The organism is Sphingobacteriales bacterium (assembly GCA_016700115.1).
GTDB lineage: Bacteria > Bacteroidota > Bacteroidia > Chitinophagales > UBA2359 > UBA2359.
This window is the reverse complement of the sequence record CP064999.1, coordinates 5,254,705-5,280,534: the sequence shown is the minus strand read 5'-3', so window position 1 is coordinate 5,280,534 and position 25,830 is coordinate 5,254,705. Positions and strand designations below refer to the sequence as shown.

The 25,830-nt window shown below is 40.7% G+C and carries 23 protein-coding genes; 14 read left to right on the top strand and 9 right to left on the bottom strand.

The window, feature by feature from the left end; all coding sequences use genetic code 11:
• Positions 1–17: 17 nt before the first annotated feature.
• The 4 genes from IPM47_18910 to IPM47_18895 are packed head-to-tail and all read right to left on the bottom strand — an operon-like array spanning position 18 to position 4,574.
• Positions 18–1,196 carry a ThiF family adenylyltransferase gene (locus IPM47_18910; protein ID QQS28887.1) on the bottom strand — a complete coding sequence of 393 codons (1,179 nt, stop codon included), beginning with the start codon at positions 1,194–1,196 and terminating at the stop codon, positions 18–20.
• The gene (locus IPM47_18905) at positions 1,197–2,600 is read right to left on the bottom strand and encodes a hypothetical protein (GenBank protein QQS28886.1); all 1,404 of its coding nucleotides are present in this window, start codon (positions 2,598–2,600) and stop codon (positions 1,197–1,199) included.
• A gap of 15 nt (positions 2,601–2,615) precedes the next feature.
• Entirely contained in the window at positions 2,616–3,623 is a 1,008-nt protein-coding gene (locus IPM47_18900; GenBank protein ID QQS28885.1) for an LD-carboxypeptidase, read from the bottom strand.
• A 9-nt stretch (positions 3,624–3,632) separates the two neighbouring features.
• Positions 3,633–4,574 (bottom strand): hypothetical protein, encoded by a 942-nt coding sequence (locus tag IPM47_18895; protein QQS28884.1) that lies wholly within the window; start codon positions 4,572–4,574, stop codon positions 3,633–3,635.
• Between the two features lie 95 nt (positions 4,575–4,669).
• Between IPM47_18895 and IPM47_18890 the strand changes: the two genes are divergently transcribed.
• A complete protein-coding gene (locus IPM47_18890; GenBank protein QQS28883.1) occupies positions 4,670–5,515 on the top strand; it encodes an aminotransferase class IV in 846 nt (281 codons plus the stop codon).
• Between the two features lie 60 nt (positions 5,516–5,575).
• The gene (rsmG, locus tag IPM47_18885; GenBank protein ID QQS28882.1) at positions 5,576–6,208 is read left to right on the top strand and encodes a 16S rRNA (guanine(527)-N(7))-methyltransferase RsmG; all 633 of its coding nucleotides are present in this window, start codon (positions 5,576–5,578) and stop codon (positions 6,206–6,208) included.
• Between the two features lie 15 nt (positions 6,209–6,223).
• Here rsmG and IPM47_18880 read toward each other — a convergent pair whose 3' ends face one another.
• Positions 6,224–7,615: a hypothetical protein gene (locus IPM47_18880; GenBank protein QQS28881.1), complete on the bottom strand. Its 1,392-nt coding sequence runs from the start codon at positions 7,613–7,615 to the stop codon at positions 6,224–6,226.
• 235 nt (positions 7,616–7,850) lie between these two features.
• Here IPM47_18880 and IPM47_18875 point away from each other — a divergent pair, with 235 nt between their 5' ends.
• The 4 genes from IPM47_18875 (at position 7,851) to porV (ending at position 13,253) form a co-directional block, all read left to right on the top strand.
• Complete coding sequence (locus IPM47_18875) at positions 7,851–8,408, top strand: tetratricopeptide repeat protein (protein QQS28880.1); 558 nt, start codon at positions 7,851–7,853, stop codon at positions 8,406–8,408.
• A gap of 131 nt (positions 8,409–8,539) precedes the next feature.
• The gene (locus IPM47_18870; protein QQS28879.1) at positions 8,540–9,517 is read left to right on the top strand and encodes an SIMPL domain-containing protein; all 978 of its coding nucleotides are present in this window, start codon (positions 8,540–8,542) and stop codon (positions 9,515–9,517) included.
• 132 nt (positions 9,518–9,649) lie between these two features.
• Positions 9,650–11,530 carry a hypothetical protein gene (locus IPM47_18865; protein ID QQS28878.1) on the top strand — a complete coding sequence of 627 codons (1,881 nt, stop codon included), beginning with the start codon at positions 9,650–9,652 and terminating at the stop codon, positions 11,528–11,530.
• A gap of 532 nt (positions 11,531–12,062) precedes the next feature.
• Positions 12,063–13,253, top strand: coding sequence for a type IX secretion system outer membrane channel protein PorV (gene porV, locus IPM47_18860; protein ID QQS28877.1), 1,191 nt, complete (start codon positions 12,063–12,065; stop codon positions 13,251–13,253).
• A 244-nt stretch (positions 13,254–13,497) separates the two neighbouring features.
• Here the strand turns inward: porV and IPM47_18855 are convergent, their stop codons facing one another.
• Positions 13,498–14,937: a TolC family protein gene (locus tag IPM47_18855; GenBank protein QQS28876.1), complete on the bottom strand. Its 1,440-nt coding sequence runs from the start codon at positions 14,935–14,937 to the stop codon at positions 13,498–13,500.
• Positions 14,938–15,151: 214 nt separating this feature from the next.
• Here IPM47_18855 and IPM47_18850 point away from each other — a divergent pair, with 214 nt between their 5' ends.
• The 8 genes from IPM47_18850 (at position 15,152) to IPM47_18815 (ending at position 22,721) form a co-directional block, all read left to right on the top strand.
• Positions 15,152–16,558, top strand: coding sequence for a DUF1669 domain-containing protein (locus IPM47_18850; protein QQS28875.1), 1,407 nt, complete (start codon positions 15,152–15,154; stop codon positions 16,556–16,558).
• Positions 16,555–16,779: a 2-oxoisovalerate dehydrogenase gene (locus IPM47_18845; GenBank protein QQS28874.1), complete on the top strand. Its 225-nt coding sequence runs from the start codon at positions 16,555–16,557 to the stop codon at positions 16,777–16,779. Before IPM47_18850 ends, IPM47_18845 begins: the two co-directional genes overlap by 4 nt.
• A complete protein-coding gene (locus tag IPM47_18840; protein ID QQS28873.1) occupies positions 16,776–17,015 on the top strand; it encodes a type II toxin-antitoxin system HicA family toxin in 240 nt (79 codons plus the stop codon). The genes IPM47_18845 and IPM47_18840 overlap by 4 nt, the downstream gene beginning before the upstream one ends.
• A gap of 105 nt (positions 17,016–17,120) precedes the next feature.
• The gene (locus tag IPM47_18835; protein ID QQS28872.1) at positions 17,121–18,083 is read left to right on the top strand and encodes a VWA domain-containing protein; all 963 of its coding nucleotides are present in this window, start codon (positions 17,121–17,123) and stop codon (positions 18,081–18,083) included.
• Entirely contained in the window at positions 18,083–19,009 is a 927-nt protein-coding gene (locus IPM47_18830) for a hypothetical protein (GenBank protein QQS28871.1), read from the top strand. Before IPM47_18835 ends, IPM47_18830 begins: the two co-directional genes overlap by 1 nt.
• 210 nt (positions 19,010–19,219) lie before the next feature.
• A complete protein-coding gene (locus IPM47_18825) occupies positions 19,220–21,127 on the top strand; it encodes an SUMF1/EgtB/PvdO family nonheme iron enzyme (GenBank protein QQS28870.1) in 1,908 nt (635 codons plus the stop codon).
• Between the two features lie 358 nt (positions 21,128–21,485).
• The gene (locus IPM47_18820) at positions 21,486–22,175 is read left to right on the top strand and encodes a transposase (protein QQS28869.1); all 690 of its coding nucleotides are present in this window, start codon (positions 21,486–21,488) and stop codon (positions 22,173–22,175) included.
• Between the two features lie 207 nt (positions 22,176–22,382).
• Positions 22,383–22,721, top strand: coding sequence for a hypothetical protein (locus tag IPM47_18815; GenBank protein QQS28868.1), 339 nt, complete (start codon positions 22,383–22,385; stop codon positions 22,719–22,721).
• 87 nt (positions 22,722–22,808) lie between these two features.
• Here IPM47_18815 and IPM47_18810 read toward each other — a convergent pair whose 3' ends face one another.
• The 3 genes from IPM47_18810 to IPM47_18800 all read right to left on the bottom strand — a co-directional run bounded on the left by IPM47_18810 (position 22,809) and on the right by IPM47_18800 (position 25,496).
• Positions 22,809–24,035 carry a hypothetical protein gene (locus tag IPM47_18810; protein QQS28867.1) on the bottom strand — a complete coding sequence of 409 codons (1,227 nt, stop codon included), beginning with the start codon at positions 24,033–24,035 and terminating at the stop codon, positions 22,809–22,811.
• Between the two features lie 242 nt (positions 24,036–24,277).
• On the bottom strand, positions 24,278–24,610 hold the full coding sequence (locus IPM47_18805; protein QQS28866.1) for a hypothetical protein: 333 nt from the start codon (positions 24,608–24,610) through the stop codon (positions 24,278–24,280).
• A gap of 124 nt (positions 24,611–24,734) precedes the next feature.
• On the bottom strand, positions 24,735–25,496 hold the full coding sequence (locus tag IPM47_18800; GenBank protein ID QQS28865.1) for a hypothetical protein: 762 nt from the start codon (positions 25,494–25,496) through the stop codon (positions 24,735–24,737).
• Positions 25,497–25,830: the final 334 nt, after the last annotated feature.

The window sequence follows — 25,830 nt, the reverse complement described above, 5'->3', positions numbered from 1 at the left end:
ATAGGAAACAATATGTTTTACCCGTTTCTGTCACCTGTCAGGATAAAGTATTGATATTTCAGGGCATTTTCTGAAAAAGTGGAAGCGCATACAACATGAAAAAAAGGGATTCCAATCTGAGAAAGGGTCAGTTGTAAAAATTCCGGATCTTCTTTTCCGTTCAGTTGGTTGATGAAATGTTCCTGCATGAGTAAATAGGCATTGGGCATTCCATTTTCTTTACAATGAGGACATTCGACTTCATCGGCATAAATGAACCCCCTTCGCCTGATAAGGGGAAGTTTAAAATCATGTTCCGGACAATAGAAATAGGTAATCAGGTCATAATCTAACTGGATAGTGGCATCATGGGCTAAGTTTTGTTTCACTGCCTGGAGCAGTTCGCCAACGGTGGTAGTGTCTGAGCGTAATGGTAAATTCACTAACTCACTTTTGTTGATGAGTTCATACATATTGTGAGTGGGGCAGTTGGGATTAGGACTCAGTTTAGTTACGTGCATGTCGTCAATATAGCCCAAAACTGAAATTCTGCAATCTAAGGGGATCGGTGCCTGGTGTAGATATTTGATGGCAATCTGAACCTGAAAACCTGCCATTATCGAAGAAATAGTCGGTGAAGTGGGAATACTCAACGTATCTGTCCGAGACCTCAATTTAAGGCAGGAATAACGTCTCCAGGCCTCGTCCCGCATTTGTCTCGTTACTAAACAATCAAAACAAACTTTGTATGATTCGCCAAACACTTTTACGTCTCCATCCAGTTTCCTCATGCCGGCATCTATAAACAAGACCCCGGCCTGATAGCAATACCGGTTGATGTCAATTCTTGCCTGAACATTATCAACACAGCCAAAAACAACATCCATTTCCATAAAAAAACCGATTCCCAGAGATTCCTGTATGCTCCTGACAATTGGAATTATCTGAATTGCAGGATTAATTTCCCTGATTCTTTGGGCAGCAACCTCTGCCTTACTAAACCCGATATCCGATTCACGAAACAAAACTGTTCGGGTCAGGTTATGGCTTTCAATATGATCCATATCCACTACCCATATATTTCCTACCCCTAATAAAGCCAAGTTTTTCAACACTTCGTTGCCTAAAGCCCCTGCCCCCACCACAAGTACTTTGGCTTTTTGAAGCCTGTTGGTGTCCCATCCCAATTCGCGAATTCTTAAATATCTGTCTGCCATTTAGTATTTCACTATTTTAAGCAAATGGTCATTTTTTATTCCGGACTTTATAATTTTTACCGCATCGTTTGAAAAGTTCAGCGTATAAGGTTGAATACAGTTTTTCAAATCTTCAATGGTGTTTGCAAAATCAGGTTCATAGTAACCATAACCAACCAATCGTCTTTTTTCGATTTGTATGGCCGATTTCTCCCCATTTTTTCGGCCTTCACCGATAATAAAAAAGTTGGGAGCCGGCAGATCCAACGTTTTGATTGCCTGATTGAGTCTTCGGTTATAGTTTTCAGGGGTTTCTAAGCCAATGCAGGCTCCTTTACAAACTTGCAGCGTATAATTTACACATGGTGTTCCTTGAACAGTTGATTTCCCCTCCAAACCACAAAGTTGAGAACAAAGTTGATGTTCGTTTACTAATTTTGCCAATGATTTATAGGCATGATCTTCTTTTTGAAAAGCTAAAACCGGCATTACCTTGCTGTTAACCGGAGCTAAGTTGAGTTTGTAGTAGCCATTAGAATCTAAATTTTTATAAATTCCGAAGGTCAGTTTTTTAGAAGCTGCTTCGCGGTTATAGGCGGGTTTTAATCGCGCTATTTCGGCAAGTTTCATGAGTTCAGCAATCAAATCGCTGCCTGTTTCTTCAAAAGAAATATGCCTTGTGTTCTGAACTAATTTACTTTTTTTACCACGAGGGCTGTTGTTTGGATTTAGATAGTGAATAATACGCCGTTTAATATCTGAACTTTTGTCAATAAAAATTACCTTGCCGTTTTGATCGTGAAAATAAAATACTCCGGTTTCTTCGGGCAAATGATCAATGGTTTCAGGTGGCAAGCCCGGCGGGAGCATTTTATAAAGGTTGGTTTTGTCTAAATCGTGATGGATATGACCGCCTAAATCTGATTGAATAAGCAGTTTAAAAAGTTCGGTAGTTGCAAGTGCATCGCCTGCAGCCCGATGCCTGTTTTCAATAGTTATTCCGAGTTCAGAACATAGCTTTCCCAGACTATAGGAAGTAAAACCGGGAATAATGCGCCTTGCTAATTTAACGGTGCAGAGTTTTCGCCTTTCAAACACATGCCCCAACTTTTTAAATTCCATTCTGACATAAGCATAATCAAAGTCAACATTATGTGCGACAAATACGGCCTCCCGGGTGATTTGGTTCACCCTTTCTGCCAAATCTTCAAAGGCAGGGGCATCAGCTACCATATCGTTGTTGATGCCGGTTAATTTCGTAATAAAAGGCGGAATAAGTATGCCCGGATTGACTAAAGAAGTGAACGAATCTACAATCCGGTTGCCGTCAAAACGGTAAATAGCTATTTCTATGATTCTATCGGTTTTTGCACTGCCTCCGGTAGTTTCAACATCTACTATGGCATATATCGTATTTTCATTCATTTTGGAATAGAATTTCTATGCAGTCTTATCATTTTCCCGACTTAATATCTGAAAATTAAAATTACCCCCTTTTGCGGCAAAACTTACCTTGCCTCCTATGGGATAGGTAAACATAGGTGTAGTATGCCCAAAATCGAGATTGGCGACAACCGGAATCCCCTGAAGTTGTTTTTTGGAGGCAATAATTTTTTCGAGCAAAGGCCGCCTCATACCGCTTGCTTTTTCAAACCGCCCAATCAGCAAGCCTTTTATTCCTTTCGAATCAGGGAGGTGGAGCAAAGATTGCAAGTTGCGGTCAAAGGTAAAAGGATTGGTCTCATGATCATCTTCAATCATTAAAACGGACCCTTCCAAAGAAGGCATAAACTGAGTTCCCTGAAGCAGATTAAGGGTACATAAATTGCCTCCGATACTGATTCCTTCGGCGCTTCCTTCTTTTAAAATCCATGCGCCGTCGTTGGGATAAAACTGACGGTTGATTTGGTCGGCAAACCATGCATCATTGCTCCAAAATCCGGAAGGTTGAACGCTAAAGGGTTCGGTCGAAAACAAACACCGCTGCATATAATCAGCGATATATTCAATGCCTTTTATCATTCCAAAAGTCGAAAAATGGGGGCCGGAATAACCGACTAAACCGGTTTTGGCATAGATGCTGCACGATAAAGCAGTGATATCACTAAAGCCGCAAAGAATTTTGGGGTTTTTGGCAATTAAATCAAAATCGAGGTATTCAAGTAACTGATTGCTGTTAAAACCACCAAGCGTGGTAAACAGCGCCTTTACTCGTTGGTCGGAAAATGCTTCATGCAAATCGTTGACTCTGCTTTCTATGGAGGAGGAGGAAAATTCGTCCACCTCCTTAGCAAATTTAGAAAACGAAACCTTCAGTCCCATTTGTGTCAGTTTTGCAACTGCGGTTTGTATTTGGTCGTATGGAATGGCAGATAAACTGATTGCAGGAGAGACTACCCGGATTTCGTCTCCGGGCATTAGTTTATCCGGATAAACAGGTTGTTTCATAGTTCAGGTTTAAGGCTTGGGTAGGAAAATTTCGCAAAGCATACAACGGACGCTCCCTCCGCCAATGGTTTCGATGATATGGATAGGTATCGGCAGTATTATATCATTATGGCGTTGAAGCGATTTTATCTGACGGAAATCGAGACTGTCATAAGCCTGTTGGGAAAGTACGAGTATGTTTTCTCCGTTTTGATTATGTAATTGAAGCATATTTCCTGCATAATGCTGTAACAATTGCTCGTTAGAAACTTCGATGACTTCGTGACCGGTGTTTTCCAGTTCGTGAATCACTCTTTTCCTTTCGCGGTCATCCGCAATGCTTTGGCTGCCTAAAACTGCAAAACTGTTACCGATACACATCACTACATTCGTATGGTAAATTTCTCCTTTCAAATCATAAGCCGTAAAAAGTACAGCATGTTTGTATTGCATCCTTTGAACCCATTCCATCACTAATTTAGGGTGGGTTCTTTCCGACACGGCAGCATAGGCAACACGGTGAACGCGATCCAACACCAAACTTCCGGTGCCTTCCAGTATTGTCTCCGTAATTTCAGAGTCTTCAAAATGTTCCCTTTTATTGATGTTAAACTGATGGGTATCGCTGAGAAAACGGATAATGTCTTCATTTCTTTCTGCCCGTCTGTTTGCTGTTTTCATGGGATAAGTAGCCACAGTACCATTTTGATGGGTACTGATCCAGTTATTGGGAAAAATTGAATCGGGCGTATGAGGATAGGGGGTATCTTCCCAAACAACGACATTGATTTGATGTTCTTTCAACAATCGTACAAAATTGTCAAATTCTAAAAGGGCTAAATCCTGCACCTGATTGGCACTAAGATTCGATATTGAACTCTGAAAACTATTTGTCAATGCAGTTTGGGGGTTAAAACCAAACCTCACAGGACGAACCATTAGCACAGAATCAGTTGTTTGTTGTCGGTTCATTTTTCTAAAAATTGACGAATGACATAACCTGAAGGCACAAGCCTTTTGAAGGGTTACTAAAAAATGATGATTATTTTTGAGCAAAAGTAGCGAACATGCCCCAATATTTATACCATAACGGCAGCTATTGTCTGTCAGATAGTTTATTGTTTTCCGAAGCTAACCGCTCATTCAGGTATGGGGATAATATTTTTGAAAGCATGGTGATGTTTCACAAAAAAATACCCTTTTTACCACTTCACTGGCAAAGGATGACCCAATCTCTTCAACTGCTGAATATGCAAATGCCGGAAGGAATTTCTCAAAACACCCTGGCCGAAATCTGTCTTCGGTTGTCCGGGTTAAACGGTCAATCATCGTCGGGTAGAATCAGAGTTGTGGTTTATCGTCAAAACGGAGGATTATTTTTACCCGGAACAGATGCCTGTAATGTGGTGGTTACTTTTAATTCTGTTGAAAACTCAGAGTTTTTGTTTAACCAACACGGATTAACAATTGTATTGTATCCAAAACCTTTGGTTGCACCGGTTTGGATCAGCAGCCTTAAAACCGGAAATGCTTTGCCCTATATCATAGCCGCTCAATTTGCCAAATCAATTGGGGCAGATCTTTGCCTGATGCTCAACACAAACAACCAAGTCGCAGAAGCTGATAATGCCAATATATTTTGTGTGCATGAAAACCGCGTATTTACCCCACCGGTTGAAAGCGGGTGTATTGATGGAGTAATGAGGAAAGTAGTCATACAAACTCTGGCAGAATTAAACATGGAAGTAAATGAAGTGCCTGTTACCCGTGAATTTTTAGAACAGGCAGATGAGTTGTTTTTAACCAATGCTACGCAGGGCATCAGGTGGGCAGAACAATTTGAATCCCATCGCTATTCCAATCAGGTTTCTTATAAAATATCGAAGGTCATCAATTCAACTTTGAAAATTTGAATTGGGTTCATAGAATTTAACAGACATTTAACAGTATCATTGCAATTTGAAAGCCTATCTATGGAACTGATACAAAAATTTTTCCCGAAACTGAGTGCGGAACAATTAGATAAATATGCCAGAATGGAAGCATTTTACGGCGATTGGAACAGCAAAATCAACCTCATTTCACGCAAGGACTTTGAGCATTTCTACCTGCATCATGTTTTACATTCTTTGTCTATTGCCAAAGTGATAAAGTTTAAACCCTATACCCATATCATTGACATCGGAACGGGTGGGGGATTTCCGGGAATTCCTTTAGCCATCATGTTTCATCAAACTCAGTTTTATCTCATCGACTCGATAGGTAAAAAAATCAAAGTAGTACAAGCCGCTATTGATGAGTTTGACTTAAAAAATGTGAAAACAGAACAAAAGCGCGCCGAACAGGTTGCCGGCAAAGTTTACGATTTTGCCATCAGCAGGGGAGTAACTAAACTGAAAGAACTTTATTCCTGGAGCAAAAATCTGGTAATACATACCGATGAGCAATACAACACTTTGTATAATGGTCTGTTAGTGCTTAAAGGGGGAGACTTAACACAGGAAATTAAAGAACTGAACCGGAAAGTACAACATTATTATATCGGAGAAATATTTGATGGCATTGACTATTTCAACGAAAAGTATGTAATTTATCTCAGGATGTAATTGTAAGATTTTTGCTCATTCAGGGTGGATTGTTTTTTTGGTTTTGCGCTTGTCAGGAACAGGAACAACCCTTAAATCATTTTCCATATTCAACAACTGTGCGTTATTTTTCAAAATAATCGTACTGGTTTTTTTAGCCCGATGTTCAATTTCAATTCCTTTCCATTTTTGCCCGCATTGATTGGTAATTATACCCCCGTCCACTACTAAAGTTCCACCCGAATATACTTTTATCTTTGCACCTTCCGCCAAATTTACGGTACAATGAAGGGTTAATACTGCGTCAGGATGTATTTCGATATTTCCTGAAAAATCTTTAGCCCCTTTCCAAACAATCGAGTCTCCGGATTTAATATGAATTATTTCCTCAGGATTAAAAGAACACCATACCGGCTTTAACAAACGTCTTTGCAAAGTAGAAGAGGTAGAAGTATTGAGTTGAATTTTACCGATTTGGCAGGGCGACCAGGCGTTTTGAAAAGCATTATAGTCCATCACATTGTTGGAAACTTTGTCGTGTTCCTCCGGGGGCACTTCCGGGAAATTCCAGTGATTGGGGTTCATGGGCGTATCATCGCAACCGTCATTGGCGTTCCAGGTATGCGCTAAGCCGAGTGAATGACCTAATTCATGATTAAACAGTCCTACCCAGTGTTGAGCTGTAAATAAGACCGGATCAGGTCGGTCGCGGTGTAAAACCCGGATATGATGTGCTGCGCCGACCATTTTTGCCCAATCCGGTTTGCCAACACCATTGGAAGTAAATTTATAGGTTGATGACCCAAGACTGTCCGGCGGATGCTCTAAAAAAAATACGTTGATGACTTCCCCTTTGCGGATGCCATAGCGGTGATATTGCTGCCCATAAAACAAGCTGTAAGGGCTTCCTGATTTTCTTTCTTTTTTATTACAGATAAATAAGGAGTCATTATAATGAAAATAAACCCCGTTATCTGAAGGATCATCGGGGTTTCCTTCCAGCACAAACCTGTATTGGGTTGGAAGTACAGGAGTGTTGTTTCCAATTGGCAAAAACATTTGCCGGTTGTTTGACAACACATAGTTAGTATGCCTGATTAACTCTTCAATAAACCGAGTGGCTTCTTCCTTCTTAAGATTTTGAGTGCTGTCTTTACTGTTGATAAAATGTGCATTTAACCGAATATACCGCATGGGAGTATATTCGGGATGCAATGTATCGGGGATATAGTTTTTATAATCATTACAAGGATTTGGTCTTGAAACCGGTTTGGACTTGGCAGGGTCTTCTCTTTCTACGGTAACATGTTGATAGGTTGCAAAGCCTTTGTAATACAAAGAAGAACAAGAACTCCAAAGCATACAAAAGGTTAAGAAAACCGGAATAAAAGGAAGTTGAAACAATTTATGAAGAACTTCATTTTGCATAGATCGCTATTGTGGTTAAGTATCTTTTAAATTTTAAGCTTGTTCTGAATAAAGCCAATAATAAATTTTGAATATTTAAGCCTCTTTTTTGCATTAACCCATTTGTTTGACAAACGCATCAGACAGGAGGGGTGTTTTGCCACAATCTATAAAATTTACCCTTTAATCCGATATTTGCAACAAAGAGTTGTAATTTTGCGAAAATTCAATACTTTCTTTCGAAAACTTTCAATTTATGAAAAAGCTTTTATTTTTAACCGCAATAGTTGGTTTACTTTTTTCTGCCTGTAGTTCAGGTGGAAGTGGCAGTGCTGCAGATTTATCTAAAAAAGTAACCGAAGCCGAAAATGCTTTTGCCAAAAACAGTTCAAAAATCTTAGACCCCAGTCTCGCCAAAACAGCGATTGAAGCCTACGAAGCTTATGCAACTGCACTTCCCAATGACGACAAAACTCCGATGTATTTGTTTAAATCTGCGGAGATGCACCGTTCTATCCGGGAATATGACAAGGCAATTGCTATTTATGATGAAATACAGACGAAATACAAAAATTTTGAAAAAGCCCCCCATAGTTTGTTCTTAACCGCTTTTACTTACGAAAATGATTTAAAAGAACTCGATAAAGCTAAAGCGGCATACGAACTTTTTTTATCAACCTACCCCGAACATGAATTGGCCGATGATGTTCAGTTTTCTCTGGCTAATTTGGGTAAAAGTCCGGATGATATCATTAAAGCCTTTACTTCTAAAAATAATCCAAATACTCCGGCAGATTCTACTGCAAAAAAATAACCCTGTTCTTCTATTTTCATTTAATGCTTTTGTAGAGTTTCGTCTATAATTGTTTGAGAAAGCATATTACATTTATAGGGTTTTCGTAATTTCGTTTCATCGTTTTATTCATCACTAAAATATGAACTAACATGAAACGGAGTTTTATCATTTTTGCTTTGTTGATAGCAGACTTGTGTGTTGCATCTACTGTCTTTGCACAAGTATCCGGAAATGCAAATTATGCACAACAGCAATCATACTGGAATAATCGCTCGGGATATGACCGGGCAAACCAGTTTTCGGAAGCTTCGTTTGTGAATGACAACACCATACTGATAGAAACCAATGCGTTAATGAATCTGAAGGCTGATGCCTATATTGCCATTTTTAATCTTTCTCAATTGGGTGAAACCGCAGCGGCTGCCGATGAACTGCTAAACACGCGGCTCGAAAATATTGCCAAAGGGGTGAAGAACTTGGGCATACCCGAACAAGATATATTTGTGGACATGCTTTCTTTGGTGCCGGTATATGAAATTGAAGTTGAGAAAAAATTGTTCAGTAAAACTTATAACGAAGTTCCCAAAGGGTTTGAAATGCAAAAGAACCTGCACATAAAATATACAGATAGTGGGTTATTAGACAAAATCATCACTATAGCGGCAAAGTACGAAACCTATGATTTGGTTAAAGTAGATTATGTGGTGGAAAACCCTGATTTGGCCTATAAAACACTCCGGGAAGCTTCTATCAGTTTAGTCAATGAGCGGATTTCTGATTTTAAAAAATTGGGAATTGCTTTAGAAGGTGAATATCATATTCTTGCTGAAAATACAGGGGCATTTTTTCCTGCCGATCAATACAGCTCATATCAGGCATTCAGCAGCAATTCTTTTGATGCGATTAAGAAAAAATCAGGTGTGGTACAGGCACAAAAGCCGGTCTCTATGTATTACAAACCATTGCCAAACCGTGATTTTCAGATTGTCATTAATCCTGTAATTGTCGAGCCTGTCGTTCAATATACCTATAGTCTGAAAGTAAAATACCAACTTAAACGCCCCCCTGTAAAAGAAACCTGGCTGATTACTCCAAACGGCGATTTGAAACAGGTTAAAACAGAATGACATTTCTGTTTATTTAGATTTTTAGAACAGAGATAGCAAGGAGTGTCTGTTTTTACGATAATGTTGCTTTGATTTAGGTTTTTATCTATGTTATTTGATGGTTAAGTTCGTAACTTGCGCCAAAAAAAACCAATGAACAATCACTACAAACTCAATTTTAAAAATCACAGAAAAAACAGTTTAACTTTCCTTAAGATTTGGGCAGCGACTTTAGTAATTACATGGTTAATTTTACCGGTCAAATCCCCTGCACAATGTGGTACTTATAGTCAGGTTGTTGCCACAACTCCCGATGTATGTACTTCTGCTTATAATTTGTCTTCGGCTGTCAATCAATGCCGTCAGGTATGTATTGATATGACTCCTGCAACAGGAGGAACACCCGTTCCTCCTTGTGGTTCAGGAGTCTTGACAGATGATATCTGGCTGACTTTTTCCAACCCATATACCAATATCCCCAACTATGATGGTTCTTTGGTGATGGCATGGAAAAACTATCCGGGCTTTCCAAACAACAATCCTACTTTGGCCTTACATGTTGATGTTCAAGGCACCGTTTTTTTTGGTTTTATTCCAGTTGCATTGTCTATTAACTGTAGCGATGGTTATTTGGGTGAAAGTCTGACTTGTTCAGATTATACAGACCCTGATTACGGCGGACAGGTCGTGCTTACTGCAGGCAGCGTTCCGACAAACGACCAAATTGAAGACTTAATAATGAATGCAGACTTAGGTGCTACTGCTGCCACAGTAACAGGGGCACAGTATTGGATGCAGTTAGAAACCTTTAATAATGTTCCGGGTATTATTTGTTTTGAAATCTCTACCTATAAACCCGGCTTCATGTGTGGCGACCCTAACTCCTTAACTTTTCCAAATACCGGAACGTCTCAAACACAAAATGTAAGCGGTTGCCTTTGCGAATCAGCACAAAATAGCGGTTATTATACTTTTGAGAATCTGCCGTGCGGCGGAACTCCCGGAACTTATCCCGGTACAACTGCCTATTATCAGGTTACTTTGCCATACACTTGCAACCAGATTGAAACCCGTTTACTGACCTGGGCCGGAACAGGCAATGTAAATGTCAGTATCTTAAGCGATTTAACCTGTCCGGATGTTGAAATTACGGATGATCAAGGCGCTGTTATTGCGACCGGCCCCGGCATTTTAGTAGAAAGTGCGACTTCACTTGCATCCGGTTGTCTCAATACAACAAACAACAATTCACTGAATACACCATTTACGACCTGCCTGCCTGCCGGCACCTATTGGATTTTAGTCTCCGGTGCTATCAGCAAAAGCAATTACAGCCTTTCAGTAACTGTTAATGATAATACTCCGGTTACAGTTAGGGCAACTGCATTTTTAGAAGGAGCTTATTCAGGTGGGAGCATGACTACCAATTTAAGTACCAATCAACAAATCCCACTGTCTCAACCTTTTAACAACCCGCCCTGGAATTATTTTGGCACAGAGAGCGTGCAAAATTACAATGCACTTCCTGCCAATACGGTTGATTGGGTATTGGTGGAAGTCAGAGATGCAGTTGATAAAACATTTATCATCGAACGAAAAGCTGCCTTTTTACTGAGCAATGGCAATGTAGTGGATGTTAACGGAACTTCAAATGGAGTGAACTTTTATGCACTAACTGCAGGAACCAACTATCATGTATCCATAAAACACCGAAACCATTTAGGTGTCATCACTGCCAATGCTGTTCAATTGCCAAACGCTATAGCAGTCAATTTTACCAATTCAACTATAGCTCAGGCTGCGACTACTCAAATGGCAAATGTGGGGCCGGGTGTTTATGCTCTTCGGGCCGGTGATTTGAATGCAGACGGCATTATTTCTTATTCCGACTTAAATACGTACCTCACCCAATTGCTCGGTTTAAATCCTTACCGGAATGCAGATTGTAACTTGAGCGGAACAGTTTCATTGTCAGATTTTAATCTGACAAGGCCAAATATCGGAACTATTGGTCTTAGCCCAATCCGTCCATAACAGTCTTTTTTTTAAAAAACGCTTTCCTGTCAAACAACGAATAAAGTCAACAAAAAAGGGCATCGCAATTGTTTGCGATGCCCTAATCATTTCAAATCACTACACTCAACTCGGCACTTAGGACGAACATCTAAAATAAGGTCACACATTTTTTTAAAAAAAAGTAACCGGATTTGTTTTTTCACCGAAGAGGAACAAAAAGCAAGATAAACCAACTCACGGTGATTGGGAAAAGGATGCAACCCTTTAACACCCAAATCGGTCTGATTGCCGTAATGACCGAAAATATTGCTTTTACCCCGCCTTTCCTGCACACCATTATACAATTTTATGTTTACCTTTGTCCGCTATAACAAACAAATAGTGTTAGAACTGCTATTTATTAAAAATAATCTTTCATTCAACGACTAACCTCAAGTTGTTAACTGAACTTCAAACAAAATATCCCAACAACGTACTTGTTTTAAATGCCTATGTAAAAAGTATTACACGTTGTTTATTTTTTTACCAAACTCGTAATAGTATTATTTATATGAGAAATTTGATTTGCTTAGTAGTCTTAATGTTTGTCCTGATTACAGGGTTAGCACAATCGGCTTATGCACAAGTAACCACTCCCGGACAATTGGACGGAAGAGTAAATACGGTTTTCACTTCCATTCCTTTTTTGCGCATTAACCCCGACGGAAGAGCCGGAGGAATGGGTGATGTGGGTATTGCTACGGATGCAGATGCCGCTTCGCTCTATCATAATGTATCTAAACTGGCATTTGCACCAAATATGGTAGGAGTTAGCCTGACCTATACTCCATGGCTTCGACAGTTGGTGGACGATATATTTATTGCATACCTGACCGGATATTACAAAATAGATGACCTTCAGGCATTGGGTTTTTCTATGCGCTATTTTTCACTTGGCAATATAAATTTTACCGATATTACAGGCAATGACGCAGGTCAGTACAATCCCAACGAATTTGCTTTCGACCTTGGATATTCGCGAAGACTTTCTGAAAAATTTTCTACCGGAATTACCCTTAAATATGTCAGATCAGACCTTGCAAGAGGTCAGGAAGTCGGTAGTGGAAATATTGTTAAAGCGGCTCAGGCTGTTGCAGCCGACATAGGATTTTACTACAAAACGCCTGTCAATTTTGCACCGGGCGGAAGTACCCTTTCTTTGGGTGCCGCTTTTTCAAATATCGGAAACAAAGTTTCTTATCTGAACGATGATACCCGGGATTTCATACCTATTAACATGGGTATCGGTGCCGGATTAAAAATGCGATTAGATGACCATAACACCATCATGGTTACTGCCGATATCAACAAGTTAATGGTTCCTACCCCTGATACCTTAGACACCAACAACAACTTAGTGCCTGATACTCGCGAAAAACCATTGCTTAGTGGTATGTTCGGTTCTTTTGGAGACGCTCCCGGAGGTGCAAAAGAAGAATTTCAGGAGCTAATGTATTCTATTGGTGCAGAATATTGGTATAACGAGCAATTTGCAGTAAGGGTTGGACATTTTAATGAACATAGATACAAAGGCAACCGCAAATTTTTAACGGTTGGACTTGGCTTGAGATATAGCGTATTTGGTTTTAATTTCTCTTATTTAATTCCGGTCAGCGGTCAGCGCAATCCTTTGGACAACACGCTCCGTTTTTCTTTGACCTTCGACTTTAATGGAAAAGACAAAGAACTGGAAACAGAATAAATATTCTAAAGTTTAGGGTTGTTTAATACTACTTATTCATAAAAAACACCTGACAGAATTGGTTGCAATTTTGCACTATATCTGTCAGGTGTTTTTTTATTTTCCACTCTTTTTGTGCGCTTAAATGAGCACTCTAATACCAACTATGATTTAATTTTAAACCATCAATTACTGACATACTTCTTTAAATTCCCTTCCTTGGAGGGGTTAGGGGTGGGTTTTTTTAGATATTGAAGTGGTATAATTATTCCAAAACAACCGGTTTGCCTTGATAAAAGTCGAGAATTTTTAGTCTGAAATAATATTCATATTTCGCCGATTCCAGATTTAGTTGGGCAACGGTAAGGTTGTTTTTTATATTCAGATATTCCAGCGAAGTAGCAGTTCCTGCATTCATGCGCTTTTCAGTTTGATTGACCGATTGTTCCAATGCTGCAACGTTGGTTTGCGAGGCCTCATAGCGCAAAGCTGCCGAGCGGCCGTTGAGATAAGCCTGCTCAATTTGTTGTCTCAGGGTGTTTCTGGCATTTTCCTGATTGAGTCTTGCATTAGATACGCCAATCCGCGAAAGTTTTATGGAGTTTTTAACCTGATATTGATTAAAAATAGGCACTGAAACATTGATGCCGACAAAACCACCCAAATTGTTCCAAAGTTGCTTGGGGTAGTTGGTTTTCTTTAACGTGTATTCAGGAGTAAGGCTGACAATGGGAGTTCCGGTCAGCGTAAAATAATTGGTCAGGAGGGTATCAAAAGAACTGCCAATAATCAACTCCTCTGCACGGCTTGAATACAGAGAACTCAAATTTGCCGATAAGGTTACGGTGGGATACTTACCACCTTCTGCCACTTTCAGAGTTTGCTCGGCAACCCGCGTTCGAAGCAGCGCACTTTGAAGTTGAGGTTGAGAGCTTAACGCCGCTTCATAGACCTGTTCGGCCGATATTTGTTCGATCGCAGTCAAAGCCAAAGCTGCAATATTTGGCTTTTTCACTTCAAAAGGTTGGTAATAATTGAGGATTTGTGACAGTCCGAGATAAGCAGTGGCAATGGCATTACGGGCATTGACCGTATTTAGCCGGTCGTTGGCAATCTGTGCTTCTATATCTAACAGATTGCCGGCGGGCAGCGCTCCTGCTTTCACAAAACTTTCAGTTTGTTTGTATTGTCGTTGGGTTACCTCGGCCTGTTGTTCCAATATTCGAAATTGTTCCTGAGCAAGCAGTATTTGCAAATAAGCCGATAAAACATTCAGTTCAAGGTTGTTATGCAGGTCTTTTAAATCCCAGTTTGCTGCTTCAAGTTCAAGTTTTCTCTGTTCAATCGTGTTTTTCTGGCGCAAGCCATTAAATAAAACTACGTTACTTCCCACTTGAATTTGAGAGGCTTGAATGGCTTCAGTATTAAAAGTGTTGGTAAAAGGGTCAATACTTCGCCCATAGTTTAACCCATGCGAAAAATTGGCATTGGCATTTGGCAAACGGTTGTATTTACTTTGCTGAAGATTGATTTCGGCCGATTCTGTTTGCAGTTGCAGTTGCATCGCCTGCACATTATGTTGTTGTGCATAATCCGTACATTGTTCAAATGTCCACACCTCGGTCTGAGGATTATTTTGTGCTTGCAGCTCTGTTTTGCAAAAAGCAGATAAGAGCAGCAGTAATAAGATAAATCCGGTTCTCATATTTTATTGCGATTGCTTTTTATTGGTTTGTCGCAGTTATCGGGGTTAACTTTACACTTAGGGCAAATAAAACACGCTGGACTGTTTCACTTTTTAGGTATTAAATCCTTTGGTGGTCTATGGGAATGTAAACAACGGTGCAAATGCTATGACAGACAGGGTAGGGTAGAGGTATCATCAACAAAAAAACGTTATCTTTAACCAAAATCTGCTCATGCCTCAAATTCGAGCTATATTCGACAATATTCAACACCATCTCAGTATAGAAATTCAGGGTGCAAAACAATACATTCGCCTTGCAATGGCCTGGCTTACCGACCAAAACCTATACGAGCAGCTATGCCAAATGGCCAATGCCGGTGCTAAAGTAGAATTGTTACTGCTCAACGACGACATTAACAACAATGCACGAAATATAGACTTGGAGCGGTTGATACAGACAAACAATGCCGAAGTTGTTTTTATGAAACCGGAAGACTACCGGAAAATGCACAACAAGTATTGCATAATTGATACACATACCGTGATTACCGGTTCCTATAACTGGACGTATCAAGCACAACAAAACGATGAAAACATTATCATTATAAGCAATGACCTTGATATTATTGCAGATTATGTGAATAATTTCAACCGGCTGAAACAAAAATACGGAGGTAAAATAAGCGACAAGGCCGATTCAAGTATTTTGTGCAAACGCCTCGAAATGCTGCGCAATGCCCTTGCCTTGTCCGACACAGATGATATTTTGCTGCAACGCAATAAAACCGCACAACTCCTAATAGAAATGCCCTCCGAGTGGCTTAAAATTGAAGAATGTCTGCACCAAAACATGCATCAGGAGGCAGAAACACTCATAGGAAATTGGCTGCAACACCTCATCGCACTTGCCAAGTACCAAGACTACGAATTAGAAGAACTGCAATTTGAACTAAAAACGCTCGAAATGCAGCTAAACGCTTTGCGCGACGAAAAAACCGAATTAGAAGCCCTGATTAAAGCCTTTAACCAACGCTATCAGCTTGAATTGGGCGAACTGATCCTGCAAATCATGGAACTCCAAACCGAACAGGCGGAACAGGCTGCCAAACATGCCCCTGAAAACGAAAAAAAACAACAGGCTTACGAAGACCTGAAAAACCAATTCCGACAGGCGCATCAGGAATATGCGCAGGCGCGGGGAAAAGAAACACCCTACCTAAACCCCGAAGACGAAAACCTGCTGAAAGCACTCTACAAAAAAGCAGTTAAGCTTTGCCATCCCGATACCGTTCAAGATGATGCTTTGAAGGCAAAAGCGCATCATATTTTTGTCGAACTGCAAGCCGCTTACGAAGCCAAAGATATTGAACAGGTCAAAAAGATTTTGGACTATCTCGAAAAAGGCAAACCCTTTACCCCAACCGACAACAGCAAACTCCAAAAAGACCAACTCCGGGCAAGAATAGCCTATCTGAAACAAGCATTGCAAAAACTTATACAAGAAATTGCGGAACTCACAAACTCCGAAACCTATAAAACGATTATACATATCGGCAACGATTGGGATGCCTATTTTGCCAATGCCAAACAACAATTGGAAAACCAATTACATCACCTTAGAAAATCGAAACAAATATGAGTCAACATCCTGTCAATACCGAAATAATTTTTATAGTAGAAGAAACACCCGAAAATGCCTTCACGGCAAGGGCATTAGGGTATGGTATTTATACCGAAGCCGATACCTTACCCGAACTCAGAGAAATGGTGCGCGATGCCGTTTTATGCCATTTTGAGGAAAACAATAAACCGGCTTTGATAAGATTGCACTTTGTTAAACAAGAGCTGATAATAGTATGAAACTGCCTCGTAATGTAAATGGCAAAGAACTTGCACAAGTTCTCGTTGTATTAGGCTATACTGTAACCAGACAAACCGGCAGTCATTTAAGGCTGACTACCCATTTAAACGGACAACATCATATAACTATACCAATGCACAACCCTATAAGCATAGGCACATTATCTAATATTTTAACCGAAATTTCAAATCACCACCAAATGACAAAAAAAGAATTGTTAACATTATTGTTTTAAATGTAATGCACAACTTACTTTTCAGTAATAAAAAGCACTTACATTAAGATTCGCGATTACTCTAAATAAAATTAAATTGCACCATCTTTAAAAAACAAAAAAAACATGAGCCAACATCCTATTGTTCCAACTCCGGGCAACAACCTGACTACCGGGAATAATCTGATTAAAACAGGAAACCAATTGTTGAAAAAAGGAAAATACAATGCAGAAATAAGACGCGACCGGCCTACTGCAATCGTGTTTTTGATTGACCAATCGGGGTCAATGAGTGCCGGTGGATTGCAGTATAGGGGCAGTACTTTAAATAAAGCAACAGCAGTTGCGCGAATTTTAAACCAAACTTTGGAGGAAATAATCAGTAAATCAAAAAAAGATTACGGTTTAGGCAACTACATTGACATTGCCGTTATCGGATACGGACAAAACAGCAAAAGTGCCGATTTTATTTCTAAAAGCATCAATGGTACAGTATGGCTTAGCCTCTCCGAACTTGAACAAAAAGCAATTATCAAGACATTTAAGGTTATTAAGAAAGTTCGTGGCGGGGGTGAAAAAGAACAGGAAGAAACTCAGCATTGGTGGTTTGAAGCGATTGCGGCAAATCAAACCCCCATGTGCGATGCGCTTAAAAAGGCAACCAATTTATTGAAGGAGTGGGTCGGCAAAAATCAAGACAGTTATCCTCCTACGGTTATTAATATTACAGACGGTGCGGCTACAGATGCTACAAACGAAAAGTTGTTAGATGCGGCAAATTCACTGAAAGATTTGTCAACCAATGACGGAAATGTGCTGCTGTTTAACTGCCATATTGAAGATCACGATGGGGATGCTCTCTGTTTTCCGACTACAGAAAGCGATCTACCCGATGATAAATACGCCCAGTTATTATTCCGAATGTCCAGTATTTTGCCGGAGAAATACCAACAGGAAATCAAAAAACAAAGAAGTATTAGTTCAGATATTAACTTTGTCGGAATGAGTTTTAAATCGGGAGTCGGAGAGTTGATAAAAATGATAGACGTAGGTACAATAACCGTACAAAATCAAATTAAACATTCCTGATGTGCGATGTATTTGCCGGTCATAAGATAGTTTGGCAAACTGCGGTAAAACCCCACAATGATATAGCCGATAACGGACAGGAACGCCCCAATGAGGACTACGCCCGTTATAAGCAGTCGTCTGATGGAAACGCTTATATTTTAGGTCTATCTGACGGAGCAGGCGGATATGGGGTTTTTACTTCGGAATGGGCTAAGGCTTTGGTGCAACAGCTACCTGAAAAGCCTTTAATCTCGGCAACAGATATTGACGACTGGCTAAATGGATGGTGGGAAAGCTTTTATAATAAAGCGGAAGGGAACCTTCCGTCGAATGAAACTTTCCTGAAAAATAAATTTTACAATGAAGGGTCTGCCGCTACGCTTTGTGCCTTATGGTTGTTTGAAAACAAAGAGGGCGGCAGCCCATGTTGGAATTATCTATGTGTCGGGGACAGTGTTATTTTTAGGTATAACGTATCAAATGGTCAATTGGAAACACCCAAACATTTTCAAACCCCCGAACAGTGGGAGGCTTTGCCCAACTTGCTGAACTGGGCAAACCAGGAAACAATTGATTTACAAATCTCGGCAGATTCGGGCAGTTTACTGCCGGATGACTGCTGGATATTGGCTTCCGATGCCTTAGCCCAGTGGATTTGGGTGCAGTATTTGCTCTCTGAAGCAAATGAAAAAAACCGAATTTGGCTGGAAAATGCAAGGCAATGCGGCGGCAGATTAGGGAGAATTATTGAAACCGTTTCGCAAACCGAAAGCCGACCGCGATTTTCAGAATGGTTTGGAATATTGATGCAGGCTGCCCGTGACCCCAAAAACTTTGAACGGTTATTGTATGACGCTTACGAGCAAAGATGTTTGTTGCGCGATGATTATACCTTACTTGTATTATACCCTTCAACAATGGTCATAACCAAAAAAACCAACTAAGAAATTCCTTTATGTGCCGAGAACTATGGTTGATATATCCTTTAGACAAGTCATGGTATTTTGTAGAGACAAGGCATTGTATATTTTGTAGAGACAAGGCATGCCTTGTCTCTACAATAAAACCTGTTGCCCCGAAACAAACCATGCGAAACAATTAAAAAGGGTTTTTAAAATATATGCTTTTTCATTCAATGACATTTAATAGCTCCTATGCCTTTTCCTTCAATTTTAGAATACAAACAAGCTGTTATTGCTGCGGGTGATAATTTTAAAGACCTGCTGCCGTTGGAAATGGTAGAAGAAACACCGGGTCAGCCGAAATTCGCATCGGGCAATTTTGCTGTGGTGTTTAAAATGCGAAACCCCGAAACGGACAAATTGTATGCGGTTAAGTGTTTTCACAGAGATTCACCCGACAGACATGAGCGATTGACCGCCATTGCCGGTTATTTGCAAAACAATTCTTCACCTTACTGGGTACACTACCGTTATCTGCCCAACGAATTATGGGTAGATAGCGAGATTGCAGGAGCAGGCGAATACCCCGTGGTCTTTATGGAATGGGCAGAAGGAGTTACTTTGTTTGAAGCAGTGCGGACACATTGCACAGACAATAATACCGGAGCCCTGCAACAACTCAGCGAAAAATTTTCGAGCTTGGCAGTCTGGTTGCTGTCGCAACCCATTGCACACGGCGACCTGAAACACGACAATATATTGGTAACGCCGCAGGGAGAATTGGTCTTGATAGACTACGACGGCATGTATTTGGAAGTGCTTAATAAGTTTGGCCCTTGCGAACTCGGAGGCACCGATTACCAACATCCACTTAGAGGCAACCAACACTATGACCTGCATATTGACGATTTCAGCATTGCCGTTATCAATGTTTCCTTACAGGGATTGGCCATACAACCAGCTTTGTTTGAAAAATACAACATCGGCAACAACCTGATACTGACACGCTCCGACCTCCAAACCCCAACCTCCTCCCCGCTAATCCAAACCCTAAAAACCCTCGACCACCCCACCATAAACGCCCTCCTTCAAAAGCTACAGGAAAGCATCCAAACCAAGACCCTCCGCCTGCCCGGGCTGACCGATATATTGCAACCCCCGGTAACAAAGCTGATACTGCCACCCACCATAGATGAAACCGTAAAACTAATCGCCCTGAAAAGGCAAGAGTTAGCTCGTTTGGAAACCCATCTGATGGATTTGCAGACAAGACCTGTTGACGAAAAAGACACAATTGTAATCAATACAATACTCGAGAACATTTTTGTAAAGCAATCGGGCATCCTCCTCCCCGCCCACATGAAATTCATAAAAGGAGGTACTTTTATGATGGGCGATGTGATGGGGGATAATGAATTTGAAAGGGAAAAACCGGTACATCAGGTAACCCTGTCCGATTTTTATATGAGTGCGTATTGCGTAACATTTGAGGAGTATGATGCTTTTTGCGAAGCCAAAAGAAGAGAGAAGCCGGATGATAAGGGATGGGGAAGGGGGAACAGACCGGTAATCAACGTAGAGTGGTATTTTGCAGTGGAGTATTGCAACTGGTTAAGCCGCCAACACAAGCTAACCCCTGCTTATGACATCAAGGGTAATGTTAATAATCTTGCTTCCAGCACCATTATTCCTATTTGGAACGCCAACGGCTACCGCCTGCCTACCGAGGCAGAATGGGAGTATGCGGCTCGGGAAGGGGGTAAGAAGGTGCGCTTTGGCAATGGGCAAAATATTTTGCGCGCTACCGAAGCCAATTTTGATGCAAGTGCAAGCTATAAAAAACTTTATTCCGAAGTAGGGGAATACCGCGGCAAAACGGTACCGGTAGATAGTTTTAAGCCTAACGCTTTGGGTTTATACAATATGAGCGGAAATGTATGGGAGTGGTGTTGGGATTGGATGGACTCTGACTATTACAAAAAAAGCCATACCTTGAACCCCAAAGGACCGGATAGCGGCTCGTTTCGCGTGTATCGTGGCGGCAGTTGGGACTCCGATCCGCGGCACTGCCGGGTGGCTTACCGCATCAACTACCACCCCGACAACCGCGACGACGACCTTGGCTTCCGCCTGGTTGCGTCCCGCAGTTCTAACGGTTAGCTTTTCCGGTTTTTTCCTTTAAGCTAAGGTTAGGGCATGAGTTTGCCAACGAAAAAAGCAAAGCGGAACGAAGCGGTAGCGAAGTGGAGGGTGCTTTTTTTGATTGGCAAAAGAACAGAAACAGTCATTCCGCCGAAGGCGGAAAAATTTTTTTTCAAAATCACAACATGGCTGCCACACATTAAAAAAAAGAAGGGAGGCGATATCTTTGTAATTTTGCGAATTGCAAACCCAAAATCAAAGTATATGCCTCCCAACATTCTGCCTTTAGAGTTATATAAAGACATCCTGTCAGTAGCAAAGATATTACAATTAAGGGATTTTCTGTACTGTTTTATGTGTATTCGATATGGAGTAAGTGTACGGAGTTTATGCCGCTATAGTAACTACTCTGTTCGCACTTGGTTTCGTTTTTTATGTCAGAGGACTACCTGTGGGAGCGCATTCGTATGAAGTTGTTTTTGAAGTGGGTGTATCAACCGGAGGAGAATTATATTATAGCCATAGACGAAGTGGTAGAAGGGAAAAGTCGGGACAAGACCTATGGTTTGTCGAAGTTTTGGAGCAGCATTCAGAAATGCCCCATATTCGGGATTTGTTTTTTTGTGCTTCTCTGATAGCTGTGGGGAAACGGAAATCATATCCGATGGTGGTAGAGCAAGTCGTACAGACAGAGGGGGACAGGAAGCGGATAGCGGAACAGAAAAAGAAGGCATTAGCTGGCAAGCGGCGCAGTGCCGAAGGCAGATGTTTGGTTCGTGGCAGGAAGCAAGGCAGCAAAAACCGACCCAAGCAGCCCAATCCTACGGCATCCTTTCGGGCATTCACCGCCTTGTTAAACAAGTTGCTTTCGTGCTTACCGGGCATCAACCTGACCTATATGGTAGCAGACTGTGCTTATGCCTCGGCAGATTATTTCTCTGCGGTAACAAAGACCGGACTTCACCTGATTACCCGTTTGCCTGTAAATGCCGCCCTCGTCTATGCCTACTCAGACCCAGTAGCCCCAAAACATCGGGGAAGACCCAAAAATACGGAGAAAAAGTAGATTTGAACAACCTTGATAACCAAGAACTGAAAGACACCAAAACCGAAAATGGTCTCCTTACTCAGATATGGCAACTGCCCTGTTACAACAAATCCTTAAGCAAAAACCTGTTAAATGTGGGGATAGTAAAAATAACCAATTTGAAAACCCAAAAAAGTAGCCTTCTCTAAATTTTGCACCACCGACCCTAACCTCGACTGGCAAACTATGATAGATTATTATAGTTTGCGTTTTCAGATTGAGTTTGACTTTCGGGATGCCAAACAATTTTTCGGACTATCCGATTTCAAAAACTACACCTCGAAAAATCTGACCAATTTTGTTAATCTATGCTTTACCGCTACCTTGACGGCTAAAATTTTGCAGGCACAATATCAGGTTAAATACAATAACCCTAACTTTAGCATTTTAGACCTCAAAATACTCTGTAATACGCGTTTTACGGTCAAAACAGTTATTAAATTGGTACGAAAATCGCCCGATTCAATTTTTAATACTCAATTCGCAGACGGGTTTATGCCAACAGATTTGGTCAATGTCGCTTAAATATCTATAATATAGAAGAAAAAACACGACCGTCTTATCTTATATTTGTGGCAGCCTTGTTGACAAATATAAACAAAAAATTTTGGACTATCTCAGTTCGTTCAAAGTTGTTTTGCCGAAATTAGGTCGAAAAACCCCAAAATCGGGGAGGCCAGTTTGTCCGTCCATGTTTATATCTGTTGAAAAATAGCCGGTAAAAAAACCGATACTGCTTCGCCACAAATTGAAGTCGTGAAATGTTACTGCACCGTCCTGATTAACGTCTCCGCACGAAAGCGCCCAGAAACCATTGCCTTTGTCTGAAAGAATTAAATTGCCATATAGGGTGTTTTGAGGCAGTCTCAAATCACAGGTACTACCTGATGCACAGGCATTGCCATTGGGTAAGGTGATGGGGTTACTGCTCATTGCCGCCAAATGATTGCGATGTTTTACGGCAATAAAATAACTTCCGGTCGGGAGACCGGTAAAAGTTACTCCCGGTGAACCGTCTGCATCTTGCAAAGTACCATTGTTGAGCAATAACGCAGCTTTACGGGCTTCGACTACTGCGGGATTAGCCGGATTTCGGGCTTCAAGCAGCACCCAATCGGCAATATTAGCATTTGGTTGAACAATCATTTCAGTACCGTAGTACAACCAGGGAGCTGAACCAAAAGGCTGAAATTGAGGCAACAGTCCCTGAGATTGAATGTTTGTATTCATTGCTGTTGCTTCGGCGTTGAGGGCACCTTCTAAAAACAGACGCAAATGAACCGTTGGCTGAGGAATAACTTCGGCAATGGTTACAATTTGAAAATAGATGTAATCGCCTGTAGAGTTGCTGTCGTTATTGGCAGCGTTACCCACAGTGTAAAAGGTAATATCCCCTGTTCCTGTTGTGGATGGGGCTATCCAACTAAAGTTAAAGGTATAAGTATCGGTCATGACAGGGGCATTTTTATGGCCGATATGTGTGCTGCTTGCATAAGCCTTGGAATCTATGTTATTGGGAACCCAGGTGCCAACATTTTCATTTGCAGCATTACGGGCAACCATTGAAAACCCCCATCTTTTTTGACCAATATGGCTGAGGGTTACCGACATTTGGTAAGTTTGCCCGGCTATGTATTGATTGTTTCCGGCATTAAATGTTACTAAAATTGATCCGCTTCCTCCGGTGCCTGGACTATGACAACTCAGGCAGGTTTCGGTGGTTCCCGCACCGGTCATGTTTTGTGGTGGTGTTTCTTCGTTTCCGGATACATAATTGCCATTTTTCCAAAATGAAAACAGCAGGAAACAAATCAACAAGATTAATATCTTAGATTTCATGAGTGCAATCAGAATTATCTTTAAACCTATTCAAATCAACTTAAAAGTAGCAAAGTTAAATCAAAAAAGGGCAACTCTTCCTCTAGTTTTATTTGTTCCACAAAAATCAAAGACGGGATAAAGAATTAATATTCCTTTACCCCGTCCGGTTTATTTAAAAAAATCTGATTATTTTTTCAAAATTGCTTTTTGCATAGAGGGAGTGATTAAAATAATCCTTTGAAAGGGAATATTCATCGCTTTCACCTTTTTAAAGTCAGGCAACTACTTCCTTGATCATCGCAAGGATCCACGGCACCAATCCCCATTTGTTGGGTTAATAATGTTTTTTGAGGCGCATCGAGGTGAGTAGTTGATTTGCCGCAGGTTTGACTGCCATCGCTTTTTACACAACAACAACGCCCGTCTGAGCTGATGATTAACATGCCGTTGGTACAGGTAGGACAATATTCTTTTACAAGTATTTTCTCTGTTGATGAAAATTCTTTAACAGTAGTAGCAAATTGTGCTTTTGATTCCTGGGTATTATAGAACAAGCAGGTGAAAAATGCAGCTAAGAAAATTAAGTTTTTCATGTTTGATTATTTGAATTGTTGTGATAAATTTAACCTAAAGAGGATAAGTAGGTAAAGATTTTTTAACTGATTACAATATTACACATTTTGGAGTTAAGAACAATAGTCTTCAGGAAAGTTTAAATCAATTTGAAGTTTTTTTTTGTTTTAAAATAGAGGATAGGTTATTTGACCTACCCTCTGATTGTAACCCCAAAAAACAAAGCCGGATATTCGAATAAAAAACGCTGTTGCCGGCGTTGTAGGCGCTTGCGCCGGGGCATTGACACTGAAATTGCTGCTGCCGGCGTAGGTAAAGTATCCCCTGACTGCATAAATCCATGCTGCGTTTTACCGAATATCCGCCATAGCTGTCGCCATATCCCGAACTGTATGAACTCATATAGGTCAATCGGGTATCTGACAGTAAATCGCGCCATTGTCTGGCAGTTGCCGAGTTAGAACCTCCATTGTTAGAGGTTTGGGTGTGGTTTTTGATTGCCGGTTGAGTGGTGGCAGTGTTTGTATGTACAGGGGCAGTTCCTCTGTTAAAATTAAGAGTAACATCGCTAGTTTGATACGTTGAGGGATCAACGATGGAAATAGTAAAATCCAAACGGCTTCCACGAACGACTGCATGATAAGCGCTGACATCGCCACTGCTTGTTTCCTGTAATAAACCGTAGGATTCGTTGCCCTGAAGGGTGCCTAAAAATTCGGCAGTTTCATTGCCCATAACTATTTGTCCTACGATGCCATCTTCATAAGGCATAATTTGCATGGAAATGTTTTGATTGTTGGCAGTGGTATAATAGGTGCCTTCAAAACTGTTGCTGACCTGAGCATAAGCACTGCCTACGGATAATAGCAAAAAGAACACTGCGAAGAAGAAAGATGCTGTTTTCATTGTTTTGTTTTTTGGGGTAGTTAATTTTTGTTTTTGAAGTTAATTTTTGTGAGTAGTTATTTCCGTCTCACAATACAAAGATACCTCAACCTGTTTGGGTGCTGCAACCAAGTTTTACAAAAACATAGGTTTCTGATAGACCTTTATAGTTGGAAATGCTTTTAAATAAAGGGTTGGAGAGAGTTTGGACTTTATTACAAATGCTTGTAAACTTCGTTATTTTTTTGGAATAAACGGGAAAAATTGTCTTTAAACATATAGTAGCTGATCCGTTAGAGTATTAAAATTCCTTTTTAAATTGAGATTAAAAGTCAACAAGGCTGCCACAAATATA

What these genes read in the sequence shown, in the direction of transcription:
- IPM47_18910 (QQS28887.1), bottom strand. Translation starts at nt 1,196, where the DNA reads ATGGCAGACAGATATTTAAGAATTCGCGAATTGGGATGGGACACCAAC.
- IPM47_18905 (QQS28886.1), bottom strand. Translation starts at nt 2,600, where the DNA reads ATGAATGAAAATACGATATATGCCATAGTAGATGTTGAAACTACCGGA.
- IPM47_18900 (QQS28885.1), bottom strand. Translation starts at nt 3,623, where the DNA reads ATGAAACAACCTGTTTATCCGGATAAACTAATGCCCGGAGACGAAATC.
- IPM47_18895 (QQS28884.1), bottom strand. Translation starts at nt 4,574, where the DNA reads ATGAACCGACAACAAACAACTGATTCTGTGCTAATGGTTCGTCCTGTG.
- IPM47_18890 (QQS28883.1), top strand. Translation starts at nt 4,670, where the DNA reads ATGCCCCAATATTTATACCATAACGGCAGCTATTGTCTGTCAGATAGT.
- rsmG (QQS28882.1), top strand. Translation starts at nt 5,576, where the DNA reads ATGGAACTGATACAAAAATTTTTCCCGAAACTGAGTGCGGAACAATTA.
- IPM47_18880 (QQS28881.1), bottom strand. Translation starts at nt 7,615, where the DNA reads ATGCAAAATGAAGTTCTTCATAAATTGTTTCAACTTCCTTTTATTCCG.
- IPM47_18875 (QQS28880.1), top strand. Translation starts at nt 7,851, where the DNA reads ATGAAAAAGCTTTTATTTTTAACCGCAATAGTTGGTTTACTTTTTTCT.
- IPM47_18870 (QQS28879.1), top strand. Translation starts at nt 8,540, where the DNA reads ATGAAACGGAGTTTTATCATTTTTGCTTTGTTGATAGCAGACTTGTGT.
- IPM47_18865 (QQS28878.1), top strand. Translation starts at nt 9,650, where the DNA reads ATGAACAATCACTACAAACTCAATTTTAAAAATCACAGAAAAAACAGT.
- porV (QQS28877.1), top strand. Translation starts at nt 12,063, where the DNA reads ATGAGAAATTTGATTTGCTTAGTAGTCTTAATGTTTGTCCTGATTACA.
- IPM47_18855 (QQS28876.1), bottom strand. Translation starts at nt 14,937, where the DNA reads ATGAGAACCGGATTTATCTTATTACTGCTGCTCTTATCTGCTTTTTGC.
- IPM47_18850 (QQS28875.1), top strand. Translation starts at nt 15,152, where the DNA reads ATGCCTCAAATTCGAGCTATATTCGACAATATTCAACACCATCTCAGT.
- IPM47_18845 (QQS28874.1), top strand. Translation starts at nt 16,555, where the DNA reads ATGAGTCAACATCCTGTCAATACCGAAATAATTTTTATAGTAGAAGAA.
- IPM47_18840 (QQS28873.1), top strand. Translation starts at nt 16,776, where the DNA reads ATGAAACTGCCTCGTAATGTAAATGGCAAAGAACTTGCACAAGTTCTC.
- IPM47_18835 (QQS28872.1), top strand. Translation starts at nt 17,121, where the DNA reads ATGAGCCAACATCCTATTGTTCCAACTCCGGGCAACAACCTGACTACC.
- IPM47_18830 (QQS28871.1), top strand. Translation starts at nt 18,083, where the DNA reads ATGTGCGATGTATTTGCCGGTCATAAGATAGTTTGGCAAACTGCGGTA.
- IPM47_18825 (QQS28870.1), top strand. Translation starts at nt 19,220, where the DNA reads ATGCCTTTTCCTTCAATTTTAGAATACAAACAAGCTGTTATTGCTGCG.
- IPM47_18815 (QQS28868.1), top strand. Translation starts at nt 22,383, where the DNA reads ATGATAGATTATTATAGTTTGCGTTTTCAGATTGAGTTTGACTTTCGG.
- IPM47_18810 (QQS28867.1), bottom strand. Translation starts at nt 24,035, where the DNA reads ATGAAATCTAAGATATTAATCTTGTTGATTTGTTTCCTGCTGTTTTCA.
- IPM47_18805 (QQS28866.1), bottom strand. Translation starts at nt 24,610, where the DNA reads ATGAAAAACTTAATTTTCTTAGCTGCATTTTTCACCTGCTTGTTCTAT.
- IPM47_18800 (QQS28865.1), bottom strand. Translation starts at nt 25,496, where the DNA reads ATGAAAACAGCATCTTTCTTCTTCGCAGTGTTCTTTTTGCTATTATCC.